The sequence below is a fragment of the Kitasatospora terrestris genome (assembly GCF_039542905.1).
GTDB classification, from domain to species: Bacteria; Actinomycetota; Actinomycetes; order Streptomycetales; family Streptomycetaceae; genus Kitasatospora; species Kitasatospora terrestris.
In genome coordinates this window covers 4,398,460-4,412,618 of sequence record NZ_BAABIS010000001.1, presented here as the reverse complement: position 1 = coordinate 4,412,618, position 14,159 = coordinate 4,398,460, and the positions used below count along the sequence as shown (strand labels likewise).

Below are 14,159 nucleotides of genomic sequence, written 5' to 3'. Positions count from 1 at the left end.
GCGGCGGGCCGGAGTGCGTCCGGCTCAGCCGTGCTCGTCGGGGAGGTATGGGCTCTCGCGGAGGTAGAGCGCCCCGCAGGTGTGGCAGTTGCGGTCGGGGTCGGCGGTCCAGTGGGCGGCGTCCTGGAGGGGGGCGGCGGCGTCGAGTTCGCGTCCGCACATGGCGACCAGGTCGTCGTTGCGGACGATGTGCCAGTTGGCGACGGGGCCGGAGCTGCCGGCCGGGCCGTACTCGGCCCGCATCTGATGCATCATGATCACCATGGTCCGCCGGGCCCGCGGGGGCGGCAATTCGTACGGGCGGGACGGGCGATGCCCGAGGGGGTCGGGAACGCCGTCCGCGGGGATCCGCGCAGCTCGGGGATCAGGTCAGGGTGCCGTGCAGGCGCAGGCGGGCGATCCCGCCGTCGGGTACTGGCGGATCCGCAGGTGGGTGGCGCGGCGGGGGTCGGTGACGGTGATCCGCAGGGCCGGGGCGTCGAGGGCCAGTCGGCGGACGGCGGGGACGACCAGGGCCCCGATCGCGGTGGCGAAGGCGCCGATCCGGACCTCTCCGGCGGCGCCGTGCAGGTATCCGGCGAGGTCGGCCTCGGCCTGCTCCAGCTGGCCGAAGACCCGTTCGGCGTGGCCGAGCAGCAGTCGGGCGGCGCTGGTCAGGCGGACCCGGCGGCCGTCCGGCTCGACCATGGGCGCCCCCAACTGCTTTCCGAGGGCGGCCAGTTGCTGGGAGACCGCAGAGGGGGTGAGGTGCAGCCGCCCGGCGGCGGCGGTGACCGTACCGCACTCGTCGAGTGCCTGGAGCACTCGTAGCCTGCGCAGATCCCAGTCCGTCATCGGGCCAGCGTACGGTGCGGGGATTCGGTGTCGTCGGTCGCCCGCTTTGCCCCGCTAGGCAGCGATTTCAAGCCAACTTCAGGCAAAATTCACTCACATAAGCTTTCTGTAAGGTAAAAGGCCCCTCTAGTCTTCGGCAGCCGATCCGAGCAGCTGACCGAGGAAACACGTGACCACTCCCCCGAGCCAGTCCCCCGCCCCCGCCGAGGGCCAGGCCGCTTCCCCCTACCCGGAGATCCCCGTCGAGGCGACCGCCCCGGCGAAGACGAAGGGCAAGGTCGGCAAGCTCCTCCTGCGCTTCGTGGGCATCGTCGCGGTCGCCGTGGTCGCCGTGCTCGGCACCGCCGTGTACAACTGGCTGACCGACGACCCGGCGATCGCCGAGGCCGGCAACTGCGTGCACAACTCGGGCACCGATGCCAAGCCGAGCGTCAAGGTCGTGGACTGCGGCGCGGCCGACGCCGAGTTCAAGGTGCTGAAGCGGATCTCCTACGACGACAAGAACGGGTGCGACAACGTCGAGGACGTGGTCGCCTCGTACGTCGTGACGGGGCGCGAGTCCTACACCCTCTGCCTGGGCGACAACAAGAAGTGATCACCCGCCGCCGGTGAGCCGCGCCGCCCGCAGGGCGAGGTAGTGGCGCTCCGGCAGGCTGGCGGTGCGGGCCGCCGCCGTCCGGTACTGGACGGCGGCGGCCTCGCACTGTCCGGCCCGTTCCAGCAGGTGGGCGCGGACGGCGGCGAGCCGGTGCCCGCCGGCCAGCCGCGGATCCCCGGCCAGCGCGTCCAGCGCGGCCAGGCCGGCGTCCGGGCCGTGCACCATGGCGAGCGCCACCGCGCGGTTGAGCGCGACCAGCGGGCCGGCCGAGAGCCGACCCAGCACGCCGTACAGGGCGAGGATCTGCGGCCAGTCGGTCTCCTCGGCGCTCGGCGCCTCGTCGTGGACCGCCGCGATCGCGGCCTGCACCTGGTACGGGCCGACCGGTCCGCGCGGCAGCGCCGCGGTGACCAGCGCGATGCCCTCGGCGATCCGTGCGGCGTCCCAGCGGCCGCGGTCCTGCTCGGCGAGCGGCACCAGTTCGCCGTCCGGGCCGGTCCGGGCGGCGCTGCGGGCGTCGGTCAGCAGCATCAGCGCCAGCAGCCCGGCCACCTCGCTGTCCTCCGGCAGCAGCCGGTGCAGCTCCCGGGCCAGCCGGATCGCCTCCCGGGCGAGCTCGACCCGCTGCAGCTCGGTGCCCGCCCCGGTGGCGTACCCCTCGTTGAAGACCAGGTAGAGCACGTCCAGCACCTCGGTCAGCCGGGCCGCGCGCTCCCCGGGCTCGGGCAGCGCGAACGGCAGGCCCGAGGAGGTGATCCGCTGCTTGGCGCGGCTGATCCGCTGGCCCATGGTGGTCTCCGGCACCAGGAAGGCCCGGGCGATCTCACCGGTGGTCAGACCGCCGACCGAACGCAGCGTCAGCGCGACCGCCGAGGCCCGGGTCAGCGCGGGGTGGCAGCACAGGAACAGCAGGGTGAGGGTGTCGTCCCGGGCGGCCGGGTCCTCGGCGTCGGCGGGCGGCGCGGTGCGGCGGTCGTCCTCCCGGGCCACCCGGTCCTCCCGGCGGCGCCGGGCCTGCTCGCCCCTGACCTGCTCGGTCATCCGGCGGCTCGCCACCTGGATCAGCCAGCCGCGCGGGTTGTCCGGCACGCCTTGCTCGGGCCACTGCGCGAAGGCGGCGATCAGCGCCTCCTGCACCGCGTCCTCCGCCGCGTCGAAGTCCCCCCAGCGGCGGGTGAGCAGGCCGACGACCTGCGGCGCCAGGGTGCGCAGCAGGCCGTCGTGGGCGGTGGGGCTCACGCCTCCTCGGTGGGCGGCGCGGACATCACTTCGCGGACCTCGATCGGCATGTTCAGCGGCGCCCCGCCCGGGCCGGGGGCGGCCGAGCAGCCGGCGGCGATGGCCACCGCGCGCTCCGCGCTCTCCACGTCGACGATCCACCAGCCGGCCAGGAACTCCTTGGTCTCGGCGAACGGCCCCTCGGTGACCAGCGGCTCCCCCGCCGGGCCGGAGCGGACGATCCGCGCGGTGTCCGGCATCGCCAGGCCCTGTGCGTCGACCAGCTCACCGGCGGCGGCCAGCTTGGCGTTGGTCTCGCGCATGAACCCGATGTGCGCCCGGATCTCCTCCGGCGTCCAGTCGGTGATCGACGGGAAGTCGGCGCCGGCCTGGCTGAACTGCATCAGCAGCATGTACTTCATGGTCCCGCTCCTTCTGGTGACGGCGCCCCCGAAGGACGCTCTCACGGACAGGTAGAAGCCGGGGCGGCGTTCTCGACATGTCGTGGCGGGAATCTCCGAAGTTTTTTCCGGCGCGGTCGCAGGGGCCGGTCAGGAGGCCCGGAGCAGGGCGTCGTCCTGCCACTTGAGGATCTTGTCGAAGCTGACGATCGCCCCGCGCAGCGGGTGGTTGCGCAGCTGGACGTGGTCGGTCAGCGCGTGGATCAGGAACAGGCCGCGGCCGGACTCGGCGGCCAGGTCGGGCACCGCTCCGGCATCGGGGGCGCGCACGGCGGCGGGCAGCGGCCGGCCGGCCGGGACGACGTGGGTGTCGTACGGGGCGGGCCGGTCGGCCGGGCGCGGCCGGTGCGGGGAGAGCACCCGGGCCGGCAGCGAGGCCCGGCCCCGGCGGGTGCGACACCGGGCGGCGGTGGGGCGGCCCGGCGGGGCCGGGACGGTGCGGCGCGGCGCGGGCTCGGCGGACGGCACCGGCGCGGCGATCGGCGGCAGGCCGGGGCCGGAGTCCACCACCTCGATCCGCAGCCGGTCGCCGGCCAGCGAGGCGGTCACCTGGAAGCCCTCGTCGGGGCGGTCGGTGACGGCGTGCTCGACGGCGTTGGCACACGCCTCGGTCAGCGCGACCCCGAGGTCGAAGGCGATCTGCCGGTCCACCCCGGCCGTCTCCATGGCGCCGAGCAGGATGCGGCGGGCGAGCGGCACGCTGGCCGGGTCGCGCTTGAGGTGCAGAGTCCACCAGATGTCCACGGGAGGTCCCTCCTGGCTGCGGCTCCACATACAACTAGGTATCTCCGAGTGATTTCGCGGTGAACCGTCCGTAGGGCCGAACGCCGCCCGTTCGGCGGATGGACTGGTGCGGATGAGTGTGCCGAGCGGCGCGCGCAGCGCCGCGCGCGCCGGGCCCGTTCGGGTCAACGCGCGGACCGGCGCACCACCGGCCGGGGAGCGGTTTCCGGCCGTGCCGCACCCCGGCCGCGGCGCATTCCGGCCCCTGGCCCGGACGGCGGTGTAGGCGGTGAGATGATGGCCCGGCCATGACTGACCTCACCGCCGCAGCCCGCCGGGGCGCCGCCGCACCCGCCGGGGTGACGGCCGCCGCCTGGGATCTGCGGGTGCTGCGCGCGGTGCCGTTCGCCCTGGTGTGCACCTTGATCGCGGCGGTCGGCCACGCGCTGGTCGGCGGCGGCGAGGTGGCGCCGCGGGCGCTGGTCACGGGCTTCCTGGCGGTCGGTGTGCTCGCCGCCCTGCTCGGCGGCCGCGAGCGCGGCCTGCCGGTGATCGCCGCGGCGCTCGGCCTCGGCCAGCTCGGCCTGCACTACCTCTTCCACAGCGTGTCCGGCGGCGTGCCGGGCGGCCCGGCGATGGCCGGAATGCACCACCCGGACGCACTGGCCCAGGCCGCCGGCCGGCTGCTCTGCGACGACCGGGTCGGCAACGGCCCGACCCCCGTGCCGCCCGGCACCACCGCCGAGCAGGTGGTCAGCGCCGCGGGCCTCGACCCGCAGGCGTTCACCGCGACGGCCGCCGGGACGCACGCCTCCGGGCTGCTCGGGACGACCCCCGGCATGCTGCTCGGCCACCTCGCCGCCGCCCTGGTGGCCGGCTGGTGGCTGCGCCGCGGCGAGGCCGCGCTGTGGCGGCTGGTCCGGCTCACCGCGCACACCGCCCGGCAGTGGGCCGGTCCGCTGCGCACCGTGCTGGCGCTGGCCGCCGCCCTGCTGCTCGGGCCGCTCGCCGAGGGCCGTACACCCGCCCGGCGGCGCACCCGGGCCGAGGATCGGCGGCTGCCGGCGGCTGCCGCGCTGCTGTGCAGCCCGATCCGGCGAGGGCCCCCGGCGGCGTTCGCGCGCTGACCCGGGCCCGGTACGACGGGGTTCGGGCGCGCCCACGCGATGCCGTCGCCCGCCCACGCGCGGGACGGCCACCCACACCCCGTTCCCGCGGGCCCGCCGTGCGTGCGGCCCCGCCGTCCTCCTCCGGAGAACCCCTGATGCGTGCCCTTCCTGCCGTCCGCCTGGCCTCCGCCGGCCTGCTCGCCACCGTCGCCGTGCTCGCCGCCGCCCTGCCGGCCGCCGCGCACGTCACCGTCCAGCCCGGCAACGCCACCCAGGGCGGCTACACCGCCGTCGCCTTCCGGGTGCCGAACGAGAGCGACACCGCCTCGACCGTGAAGCTCGAGGTCAACCTGCCGATGGACCACCCGATGGCCTCGGTGCGCACCCAGCCGCTGCCCGGCTGGACCGCCACCCTGGAGAAGTCCAAGCTCGACAAGCCGCTGAACGCGCACGGCAAGGAGATCACCGAGGCCGTCTCGAAGATCACCTGGACCGCCGACGCCGGGACGAAGATCGGGCCCGGCCAGTTCCAGGAGTTCCGGGTCTCGCTCGGCGCGCTGCCGACCGACACCGACAAGCTGACCTTCAAGGCCCTCCAGACGTACGACAACGGCGACGTCGCCCGCTGGATCGAGGAGGCCAAGGACGGCCAGCCCGAGCCGGCCAAGCCCGCGCCGGTCCTCACCCTCGACAAGGCCGCCGCGGCCGGCGACCACCACTCCGGCGACGCCGCCGCGGCCAAGCCCCAGGCCTCCCCCGGGCAGGCCGCCGCCGCGTCCGACGACGCCACCGCCCGCACCCTCGGTGTGGTCGGCATCGTGGTCGGCGTGATCGGCGCCGCGCTCGGCGTCGCCGGCCTGCGCCGCAAGAACGCCTGACCCCAGCGGCCGGGCCGCGTCCCCCGCGGACGCGGCCCGGCGGCCCGCCCTCGCCCCGCACGAAGGATCACGTCCCCATGGCTTCCACCCACCGCCGGCTGCTCGGCACCGCCGCCCTCGCGCTGTCCGCCGCCCTCGCCCTCACCGCCTGCTCCTCCTCCGGCGGCTCCGGCAGCGGCGACTCGCCCGCCAAGGTCAGCAAGGAGAGCAGCGGCTCCCCCTACCAGGCCTCCGTGCTGAAGAAGCACTTCGACAAGCCCGGCCTGGTGCTCACCGACACCTCCGGCCGGCCGTACGACCTGCGCGAGCAGACCGCCGGCAAGGCCACCCTGCTGTTCTTCGGCTACACCAGCTGCCCCGACGTCTGCCCGACCACCATGGGCGACATCGGCGTCGCGATGTCCAGGCTCCCCGCCGAGGACCGCAAGAAGATCGACGTCGTCTTCGTCTCCACCGACCCCGAGCGCGACACCCCGAAGGTGCTGCGCACCTGGCTCGACTCGATGGGCACCGGCTTCATCGGCCTCACCGGCGACCTCGCCAAGGTCAAGGAGGCCGCCAAGCCGCTCGGCATCCTGGTCGAGGACCCGATCGTCAACGCCGACGGCACCGTCACCTCCACCCACGGCGCCCAGGTGCTCGGCTTCCTGCCGTCCGACGACAAGGCGCACCTGCTGTACATGAGCGGGACCACCATGGAGACCTTCGCCCACGACGTGGCGCTGCTCGCCAAGGGGGTGCCGGCGTGAGGCGGGCCGCGCTGATCGGCGCGGGCACCGCGGTCGCGCTGACCGCCGCGGTGATACTGGTCGGCTGCGGGTCGGAGTCCGGACCGGCGCCCTCCTCGGACGCGGCGGCGAAGCTGACCGTCGCCGACCCCTACATCCCGCTGCCGGCGACGCCCGGCGGGATGGGCGCCGGCTACCTGACCGTCCGCAACGAGGGCGAGGGCGAGGACCGGCTGCTCAAGGTCACCAGCCCCGCCGCCGGATCGGTCACCATGCACCGCTCCACCACCGGCTCGATGGAGGAGGTGCAGAGCCTCCCCGTGCCCGCGCACGGCACCCTGGACCTCGCCCGCGGCGGCACCCACCTGATGATCATGGGGTGGACCAGGCAGCCCGCCCTCGGCGACGAACTGGAACTCGACCTGACCTTCGCCAAGAGCGGCACCATCGCGGTCAAGGTCCCGGTCAAGCCGCTGACGTACCGTCCAGGAAGCTGACGGCCGAGATGGAGGAGAGGGTGACCGCAATGACGGTACGCGGGAGGGCGGCCGCGCTGCTCGCGGTGCTCGGCACCGTACTGGCGCTGCTGCTCGGCGGGGCCGGGACGGCCGCCGCGCACGCCAACCTGGTGTCCACCGACCCCGCGCGCGACTCCGTGGTGCCCAGCGCCCCGGCCGCCGTCACGCTGGTCTTCAGCGAGGGCGTCTCGCTCGCCGCCGACTCCGTCCGGGTCCTCGACCCGGCCGGGAAGCCCGTCGACAACGGCGACCCCAAGCACGCCGACGGCAAGGCCGACACCGCCCGGGTCACCCTCAGGAGCGGCCTCGCCAACGGCACCTACACGGTCGCCTGGCGGGCCGTCTCCGAGGACTCCCACCCCATCGGCGGCGCCTTCACCTTCTCCATCGGCGCCCCCTCGGACACCTCCGTCTCCGCCACCGCCGTCCAGGGCGGCAAGGCCGACACCACGGTCGCCTTCGCCTACGGCCTCGGCCGGACCGTCGCCTACGCCGCCTTCGCGCTGCTGGTCGGCGTCGCCGCGTTCGTGCTGGTCGTGTGGCCGCGCGGGATCGCCGTCCAGGCGGTGCAGCGGCTGCTCATGGGCGGCTGGATCGCCCTGCTCGTCTCCACCGTCGGCGTGCTGCTGCTGCGCGGACCGTACGAGCGGGGCAGCGGCATCGCGCAGGCCCTCGACCTGTCGCTGGTGCGCACCACGCTCGACGAGCGGATCGGCACCGCGCTCGCCGCCCGGCTGCTGCTGCTCGCCGCTGCGGGCGTCTTCCTGTCGCTGCTGGTCGGGCAGTTGGCCGACACCCGGAAAACCGCAGCGGCCGACGGCCCGGAGACCGAGGGCACGGAGGACGAGGGCACGGCGGCCGGCGGCCCCGTGGACGAGGACACCGCCGAGGAGGCGGAGCTGCGGCGGCTGGAGCGGCGCGCCGCCGACCGGCCGCAGTGGGACGCCCGGCTCGGCCTCGGCATCACCGGACTCGCCCTCGCCGTGGCGCTGAGCGCGACCTGGGTCGGCGCGGACCACTCCTCCGTCGGCATCCAGGTCCCGCTCGCCCTGCCGATGGCCGCCGTCCACCTGCTCGCGATGGCGCTCTGGCTCGGCGGGCTGGTGGCGGTCCTGGTCGGGCTGCGCAACGGCCTGCCGGCGAGCGGGGTCGAGCGGTTCTCCCGGCTCGCGCTCGGCGCGGTCACCGCGCTCGTGGTGACCGGCGTCTACCAGTCCTGGCGCGGCCTCGGCTCGTGGAGCGCGCTGGTCGACACCGAGTACGGGCGCCTGCTGCTCGTGAAGGTCGGCTGCGTCGCGGCGATGGTCGGCGTGGCGTGGATCTCCCGCTCCTGGACCGCGAAGCTCCGCGCGGCGGCGCCGGAGGCCGTCGACGCCGCGGCGCCCGTCACCGAGCCGGCCGCGCCCGCGGGACCGGCCGGCCCCGCGGCGGCTGTCGACCCGGACCGCGCCGCGCAGCTCGCCCGCCAGCAGGCGGCCCGCGCGAGCGCCGGCACCCGACCGGACGGCGCCCGGGCGGGCCTGCGGCGGACCGTCGTGGTCGAGGCGGCGGTCGCCGTCGCCGTCCTGGTGGTCACCACGATGCTCACCAACTCCCCGCCCGGGCGGGTCGCGCAGGCCGCGTCCGCCGTCACCGCGCAGACGCCCGCCCCCGGGGTGTCCACCGTGCCGGGGAGGACCGTCGAGCTGAAGATCCCGTACGACACCGGCGGACGGACCCCGGGCGCCAAGGGCACCGCGACCGTGTCGATCAACCCGGCCGCGGTCGGGCCGAACGCGGTCGGGCTGGAGCTGGACGACTCCACCGGCCGCCCCACCGAGGTGCCGGAGATCGAGCTGGCGTTCACCCTGCCCGACCGGGACCTCGGCCCGCTGCCGGTCGCCCTCACGTCCGGGGGCACGGGCCGCTGGTCGGGCACCGCGCAGCTGCCGCTGGCGGGCAACTGGGTGGTGTCGGTGACCGTCCGGTCCTCCGACATCGACCAGGTGACGGCCGTTCAGCAGCTCAAGCTCGGCGGCTGAGGCGGAGAGGTGACGCAGATGGGTGCGCAGGGGTTCTCGCGGCGGGCCCTGCTGGGCGGCGCCGGGGCCGGGCTGGCGGTCGGCGCGATCGGCGGCGCGGTCGGCGGACGGGCGGCGGCCTCGCCGGGCCCGGCCGCCGCACCGGGCACGGGCGCCGCCGCGGTGCCGTTCCACGGGCCGCGGCAGGCCGGGATCGTCGAGCCGGCCCAGGCGCGGGTGCACCTCGCCGCCTTCGACCTGGCACCGGCCGCCGGACGGGAGCAGCTGCGGACACTGCTGCGGATCTGGTCCGCGACCGCCGCCCGGCTGACCCGCGGCGAGCCGGCCGACGGGCACGAGAACCAGATCGCGCTGGACGCCGGCCCCTGCTCGCTGACCGTCACCTTCGGCTTCGGCGCCACGCTGTTCGACAAGGCTGGCCTCGCCGACCGGCGGCCCGAGGCGCTGGCGCCGCTGCCCGCCTTCCCCGGAGACGCACTGGACCCGGCCCGCGGCGACGGCGACCTGTGGCTGCAGATCGGCGCGGACGACGCGCTGGTGGCCTTCCACGCGCTGCGGGTGCTGCAGCGGCAGGCCGCCGGCCTGGCGGTGCCGCGCTGGCAGATGGCCGGCTTCGGCCGGACCCCGGGCGCCACCGCCCGGCCGACGACCGGCCGCAACCTGATGGGGCAGGTCGACGGCACCAACAACCCGAAGCCGGACGACCCGGACTTCGCCGCGAAGGTGTTCGCCACCGGACCGGCGTGGCTGGCCGGCGGCAGCTACGCGGTGGTGCGGCGGATCCGGATGCTGCTGGACGACTGGGAGAACCAGCCGACCGACCGTCAGGAACGGGTGATCGGACGCCGCAAGTCGGACGGCGCACCGCTGTCCGGCGGCCCCGGCGCCGGCGAGACCACCCCGGTCGACCTGGCGGCGACCGGACCGGACGGCACCCTCGCGATCGCCCCCGACGCGCACGTCCGGGTCGCCGCGCCCGCCTCCAACGGCGGCGCCGCGATGCTGCGCCGCGGCTTCTCCTACCAGGACGGGCTGCTCGCCGACGGCTCCCCCGACGCCGGCCTGCTGTTCGTCGCGTTCCAGGCGGACCCGGCGCGCGGATTCGTCCCCGTGCAGCGGCGGCTGGCCCGCGGCGACGGCCTGTCCCGGTTCCTCCGGCACGAGGCGAGCGGCCTGTACGCGGTGCCCCCGGGCGCCCCCGAGGGCGGGTACGTCGGACAGCAGCTGCTGGAGGGCTGAGGACCCCGGGCCCAGTGGGTGGAACGGGGGAACCCGGGCGGACGCGCGAGACTAGAGTGGCGGTTTCGGTACCACCAGCGTTACGGAGGCGGTCATGTCGGCGACCCGGTACACCTATCTCGGGCCCGCGGGCACCTTCACCGAGGTGGCGCTGCGCACCCTGCCGGAGGCGGGGACGCGGGAGCTGGTGCCGGTGGCGTCGGTGCCGGTGGCACTGGACGCGGTCCGCAACGGCGAGGCCGCCGGCGCGTTCGTCGCGGTGGAGAACTCCGTGGAGGGCGCGGTCACCGCGACCAGCGACGAGCTGGTCAACGGCACACCGCTGATGATCTACCGCGAGGTGCTGCTGCCGATCACCTTCGCGCTGCTGGTCCGCCCGGGCACCGGGCTCGCCGACATCAAGACGGTCACCAGCCACCCGGTCGCCCAGGCCCAGCTGCGCCGCTGGCTGGCCGCCAACCTGCCGGACGCGCAGTGGGAGGCGGCCTCGTCCAACGCGGAGGGCGCCCGGCTGGTCCAGGACGGCCGCTACGACGCGGCGCTGGCGGGCGCGTTCGCCGCTCCGCTGTACGGGCTGGAGGTGCTGGCGGACGACATCCGCGATGCCGCCGCCCCGACCACCCGCTTCATCCTGGTCGGCCGGCCCGGACGGGTCTCCTCGGCGACCGGCGCGGACAAGACCTCGATGGTGGTCTGGCTGCCGGACGACCACCCGGGCGCGCTGCTGGAGCTGCTGCAGGAGTTCGCGGTGCGCGGGATCAACCTGATGCGGATCGAGTCCCGGCCGACCGGCGAGGGCATGGGCAGCTACTGCTTCCTGATCGACTGCGAGGGCCACCTGAGCGAGCGCCGGGTGAGCGAGGCGCTGATGGGGCTGAAGCGGATCTGCCCGCAGGTGCGCTTCCTCGGTTCCTATCCCCGGGCGGACAAGGGCGTCTCGACCCCGGTGCGGCCGGGGACCTCGGACGAGGCCTTCGCCCGGGCGTCGGACTGGCTGTCCCGCTGCCTGGACGGCCGCGGCGAGCTCTGACCTGGCACTTCGGCCGGGCCCCGAGCGGTTCCTTTCGGAATGGCGACGGGCAGATCATTCCATGTTCATATTCGACACACCGGAAGATCACCTTCCCGGTGGAACGCCCGTGGGCGCGGCCGGAGCGGCTCCGGCCGCGTCATCCACAAGCGATCCACTCCGTCCACAGGCAGTCCGGACGGCTGGTTATCCACAGGGTCAAGGGAAAGTCGACAAAACGGTATAGCCATTGGCGAGTCCGGTCGGATCATCAGCTAGCGTCACACGACTGACTAATCGGACCAGAGTCACCCCTCAGCCGACAAATCACCCAGCCGAGTGAGCTAATTACCTCACTCGGGAAGGCTTATCAAGGTTTGAAACCTCAATTCCTTGGTGGATCGCCACCGGAGCCGACCGCTTCCCACGATCCACAGGCCAGGGCCCGAACCTGTGGAAAACACCACCCACGCCGGGTTTTTCACCAGGGTTATCCACAGGCTGAGGGCGGTTATCCCCAGGGCCGGAGAGGTGTCGGCCGACCTCCAGGGCGCATCATGCCACATTTCGGACAGAACGTGGCGAAAGGACCGCGCCGCCGCCGCGACAAACGGGTTCCTTCGGCGGGCCCCTCCCCCGGTAGGCTTGGGACCGTGATTGACCTTCGCCTGCTCCGTGAGGACCCCGACCGAGTGCGCGCCTCGCAGCGTGCCCGTGGCGAGGACGTCGACCTGGTCGACGCCCTCCTCTCCGCCGACGAGCGCCGCCGGTCCTCGGGCAGTCGCTTCGACGAACTGCGCAACGAGCAGAAGGTGCTCGGGAAGCAGGTCGCCCAGGCCAAGGGCGAGGAGAAGTCCGCCCTGCTGGAGCGCACCAAGGAGCTGGCCGCCGCCGTCAAGGCCGCCGACGCCGAGCAGGGCGAGGCCAAGGACGAGGCGGAGCGCCTGCTCCGTTCGCTGGCCAACCTGATCGACCCGGCCGCCCCGGTCGGCGGCGAGGAGGACTTCGTCACCCTCGAGGAGATCGGCACCCCGCGCGACTTCGCCGCCGAGGGCTTCGAGCCCCGCGACCACGTCGAGCTCGGCCAGATCCTCGGCGCGATCGACACCGAGCGCGGGGCCAAGGTGGCCGGCGCCCGCTCGTACTACCTGACCGGTCCCGGCGCGCTGCTGGAGCTCGCCCTGGTCAACATGGCGATCTCGCAGGCCACCGCTGCCGGCTTCATCCCGATGATCACCCCGGCGCTGGTCCGCCCGGCCGCCATGGACGGCACCGGCTTCCTCGGCCAGGCCGCGGAGAACGTCTACTTCCTCGAGGACGACGACCGGTACCTGGTCGGCACCAGCGAGGTGCCGCTCGCCGCGTACCACATGGACGAGATCATCGACGCGGACAAGCTGCCGCTGCGCTACGCCGGATACTCCTCCTGCTTCCGCCGCGAGGCCGGCACCTACGGCAAGGACACCCGCGGCATCATCCGGGTCCACCAGTTCGAGAAGGTGGAGATGTTCGTCTTCACCACGCCGGAGGAGGCCGAGGCCGAGCACCGCCGCCTGCTCCAGTGGGAGAAGGACTTCCTGAACGCCCTGGAGCTGCCGTACCGGGTGATCGACGTCGCCTCCGGCGACCTCGGCGCCTCGGCCGCCCGGAAGTTCGACATCGAGGCGTGGATCCCGACCCAGGGCAAGTACCGCGAGGTCACCTCCACCTCGAACACCACCGAGTACCAGTCGCGCCGGCTCTCCATCCGGATGCGCGAGGACGGCAAGGTCCGTCCGCTCGCCACCCTGAACGGCACCCTGGTCGCCGTGCCGCGCGTGATCGTCGCCCTGCTGGAGAACCACCAGCAGGCCGACGGCTCGGTGGTCGTGCCCGAGGCCCTGCGGCCGTACCTCGGCGGGCGCACGGTCCTCGAACCGGCCGCCAAGTAAGGCACCACGCACCACCCCAGCAACACCCGGGAGACGCACGGCCCATGAGCACCAACGCCCACCCGACCGACGTCCCCCCCGGTGGCCACCTGCCCTTCCGGCTGGTCGCCACCGACCTCGACGGCACGCTGCTGAACCCGGCGGAAACCGTCTCCGAGCGGACCCGCGCCGCGCTCGCCCTGGTGGCCGGGCGCGGCGCGCAGCACATCATCGTCACCGGCCGCTCCGCCCGGTGGACCCGGCCGGTCCTCGACGAGATCGGCTACACCGGCATCGCCGTCTGCGGCCAGGGCGCCCAGGTGTACGACGCCGGGGCGCACCGGCTGCTCACCTCCGTGACCCTGGACCGGCAGCTCGCCGCGGTGGCCCTGGCCAAGATCGAGGCGGAGGTCGGCCCGCTGGCCGTCGCCGCCAGCCAGGACGGGCTGGAGGGCGAGGTGCTCGCCGGGCCCGGCTACGCGCTGCAGATCGGCACCGATCTGCCGGTCGTGCCGGTGGAGGGTTCCGAACTGCTCGCCGCGCCGATCGCGAAGCTGTTCCTCCAGCACCCCCGGTACTCGGACGACGAGCTGGCCGAGGCGGCGCGGGCGGTCGCCGGGCAGCTGGTGGGGATCACCGTGGCGGGCGCGGGCGTGGTGGAGGTGCTGCCGCTCGGGCTGACCAAGGCGACCGGCCTGTCGCTGGCCGCGCGGCGGCTCGGTGCGACGGCGGCGGGGACGATCGCGTTCGGGGACATGCCGAACGACGTGCCGATGTTCGGCTGGGCCGGGTACGGCGTGGCGATGGGCAACGCGCACGAGGAACTCAAGGCCGTCGCCGACGAGCTGACGGTGGGCAACGACGAGGACGGCGTGGCCGTCGTGCTGGAGCGCCTGTACGGCTGACCTCCGGG

15 protein-coding genes are annotated in these 14,159 nt (G+C 74.5%); 10 read left to right on the top strand and 5 right to left on the bottom strand.

All coding sequences use genetic code 11. The features are described 5' to 3' along the window. Nucleotides 1-24: 24 nt before the first annotated feature. Nucleotides 25-255, bottom strand: coding sequence for a hypothetical protein (locus tag ABEB06_RS20370; RefSeq protein ID WP_345698300.1), 231 nt, complete (start codon nucleotides 253-255; stop codon nucleotides 25-27). Between the two features lie 114 nt (nucleotides 256-369). Continuing rightward, nucleotides 370-834: a LysR family transcriptional regulator gene (locus tag ABEB06_RS20365; RefSeq protein WP_425559660.1), complete on the bottom strand. Its 465-nt coding sequence runs from the start codon at nucleotides 832-834 to the stop codon at nucleotides 370-372. A gap of 169 nt (nucleotides 835-1,003) precedes the next feature. Here ABEB06_RS20365 and ABEB06_RS20360 point away from each other — a divergent pair, with 169 nt between their 5' ends. Further along, entirely contained in the window at nucleotides 1,004-1,429 is a 426-nt protein-coding gene (locus tag ABEB06_RS20360; RefSeq protein ID WP_345698299.1) for an LppU/SCO3897 family protein, read from the top strand. Here the strand turns inward: ABEB06_RS20360 and ABEB06_RS20355 are convergent, their stop codons facing one another. From ABEB06_RS20355 to ABEB06_RS20345, 3 genes are all read right to left on the bottom strand, one after another. Next, on the bottom strand, nucleotides 1,430-2,671 hold the full coding sequence (locus tag ABEB06_RS20355) for an RNA polymerase sigma factor (protein ID WP_345698298.1): 1,242 nt from the start codon (nucleotides 2,669-2,671) through the stop codon (nucleotides 1,430-1,432). It lies immediately after the preceding gene. After that, nucleotides 2,668-3,072 (bottom strand): YciI family protein, encoded by a 405-nt coding sequence (locus ABEB06_RS20350; protein ID WP_345698297.1) that lies wholly within the window; start codon nucleotides 3,070-3,072, stop codon nucleotides 2,668-2,670. The genes ABEB06_RS20355 and ABEB06_RS20350 overlap by 4 nt, the downstream gene beginning before the upstream one ends. Nucleotides 3,073-3,201: 129 nt before the next feature. Continuing rightward, on the bottom strand, nucleotides 3,202-3,855 hold the full coding sequence (locus tag ABEB06_RS20345; RefSeq protein ID WP_345698296.1) for an ATP-binding protein: 654 nt from the start codon (nucleotides 3,853-3,855) through the stop codon (nucleotides 3,202-3,204). 287 nt (nucleotides 3,856-4,142) lie between these two features. Between ABEB06_RS20345 and ABEB06_RS20340 the strand changes: the two genes are divergently transcribed. The 9 genes from ABEB06_RS20340 to ABEB06_RS20300 all read left to right on the top strand — a co-directional run bounded on the left by ABEB06_RS20340 (nucleotide 4,143) and on the right by ABEB06_RS20300 (nucleotide 14,151). Next, the gene (locus ABEB06_RS20340; RefSeq protein WP_345698295.1) at nucleotides 4,143-4,961 is read left to right on the top strand and encodes a hypothetical protein; all 819 of its coding nucleotides are present in this window, start codon (nucleotides 4,143-4,145) and stop codon (nucleotides 4,959-4,961) included. 137 nt (nucleotides 4,962-5,098) lie between these two features. Further along, nucleotides 5,099-5,821, top strand: a complete 723-nt coding sequence (locus tag ABEB06_RS20335) for a YcnI family copper-binding membrane protein (RefSeq protein ID WP_345698294.1) — start codon at nucleotides 5,099-5,101, stop codon at nucleotides 5,819-5,821. A gap of 77 nt (nucleotides 5,822-5,898) precedes the next feature. Further along, entirely contained in the window at nucleotides 5,899-6,570 is a 672-nt protein-coding gene (locus tag ABEB06_RS20330; protein ID WP_345698293.1) for an SCO family protein, read from the top strand. Then, nucleotides 6,567-7,046 (top strand): copper chaperone PCu(A)C, encoded by a 480-nt coding sequence (locus tag ABEB06_RS20325; RefSeq protein ID WP_345698292.1) that lies wholly within the window; start codon nucleotides 6,567-6,569, stop codon nucleotides 7,044-7,046. The genes ABEB06_RS20330 and ABEB06_RS20325 overlap by 4 nt, the downstream gene beginning before the upstream one ends. Before the next feature lie 29 nt (nucleotides 7,047-7,075). Continuing rightward, nucleotides 7,076-9,088: a copper resistance CopC/CopD family protein gene (locus ABEB06_RS20320; protein WP_345698291.1), complete on the top strand. Its 2,013-nt coding sequence runs from the start codon at nucleotides 7,076-7,078 to the stop codon at nucleotides 9,086-9,088. 18 nt (nucleotides 9,089-9,106) lie between these two features. After that, nucleotides 9,107-10,327, top strand: coding sequence for an iron uptake transporter deferrochelatase/peroxidase subunit (gene efeB / locus ABEB06_RS20315; protein ID WP_345698290.1), 1,221 nt, complete (start codon nucleotides 9,107-9,109; stop codon nucleotides 10,325-10,327). A gap of 94 nt (nucleotides 10,328-10,421) precedes the next feature. After that, nucleotides 10,422-11,357, top strand: a complete 936-nt coding sequence (pheA, locus tag ABEB06_RS20310) for a prephenate dehydratase (protein ID WP_345698289.1) — start codon at nucleotides 10,422-10,424, stop codon at nucleotides 11,355-11,357. Nucleotides 11,358-11,989: 632 nt separating this feature from the next. After that, nucleotides 11,990-13,267 carry a serine--tRNA ligase gene (serS, locus tag ABEB06_RS20305; protein WP_345698288.1) on the top strand — a complete coding sequence of 426 codons (1,278 nt, stop codon included), beginning with the start codon at nucleotides 11,990-11,992 and terminating at the stop codon, nucleotides 13,265-13,267. A gap of 44 nt (nucleotides 13,268-13,311) precedes the next feature. Beyond that, nucleotides 13,312-14,151, top strand: coding sequence for an HAD family hydrolase (locus ABEB06_RS20300; protein ID WP_345698287.1), 840 nt, complete (start codon nucleotides 13,312-13,314; stop codon nucleotides 14,149-14,151). Nucleotides 14,152-14,159 lie beyond the last annotated feature (8 nt).

Excerpts from the sequence above, each read along its gene's own strand:
- ABEB06_RS20370 (WP_345698300.1), bottom strand. The coding sequence starts at position 255 with ATGATGCATCAGATGCGGGCCGAGTACGGCCCGGCCGGCAGCTCCGGC.
- ABEB06_RS20320 (WP_345698291.1), top strand. The coding sequence starts at position 7,076 with ATGACGGTACGCGGGAGGGCGGCCGCGCTGCTCGCGGTGCTCGGCACC.
- pheA (WP_345698289.1), top strand. The coding sequence starts at position 10,422 with ATGTCGGCGACCCGGTACACCTATCTCGGGCCCGCGGGCACCTTCACC.
- ABEB06_RS20340 (WP_345698295.1), top strand. The coding sequence starts at position 4,143 with ATGACTGACCTCACCGCCGCAGCCCGCCGGGGCGCCGCCGCACCCGCC.
- ABEB06_RS20335 (WP_345698294.1), top strand. The coding sequence starts at position 5,099 with ATGCGTGCCCTTCCTGCCGTCCGCCTGGCCTCCGCCGGCCTGCTCGCC.
- ABEB06_RS20365 (WP_425559660.1), bottom strand. The coding sequence starts at position 834 with ATGACGGACTGGGATCTGCGCAGGCTACGAGTGCTCCAGGCACTCGAC.
- ABEB06_RS20330 (WP_345698293.1), top strand. The coding sequence starts at position 5,899 with ATGGCTTCCACCCACCGCCGGCTGCTCGGCACCGCCGCCCTCGCGCTG.
- ABEB06_RS20350 (WP_345698297.1), bottom strand. The coding sequence starts at position 3,072 with ATGAAGTACATGCTGCTGATGCAGTTCAGCCAGGCCGGCGCCGACTTC.
- efeB (WP_345698290.1), top strand. The coding sequence starts at position 9,107 with ATGGGTGCGCAGGGGTTCTCGCGGCGGGCCCTGCTGGGCGGCGCCGGG.
- ABEB06_RS20300 (WP_345698287.1), top strand. The coding sequence starts at position 13,312 with ATGAGCACCAACGCCCACCCGACCGACGTCCCCCCCGGTGGCCACCTG.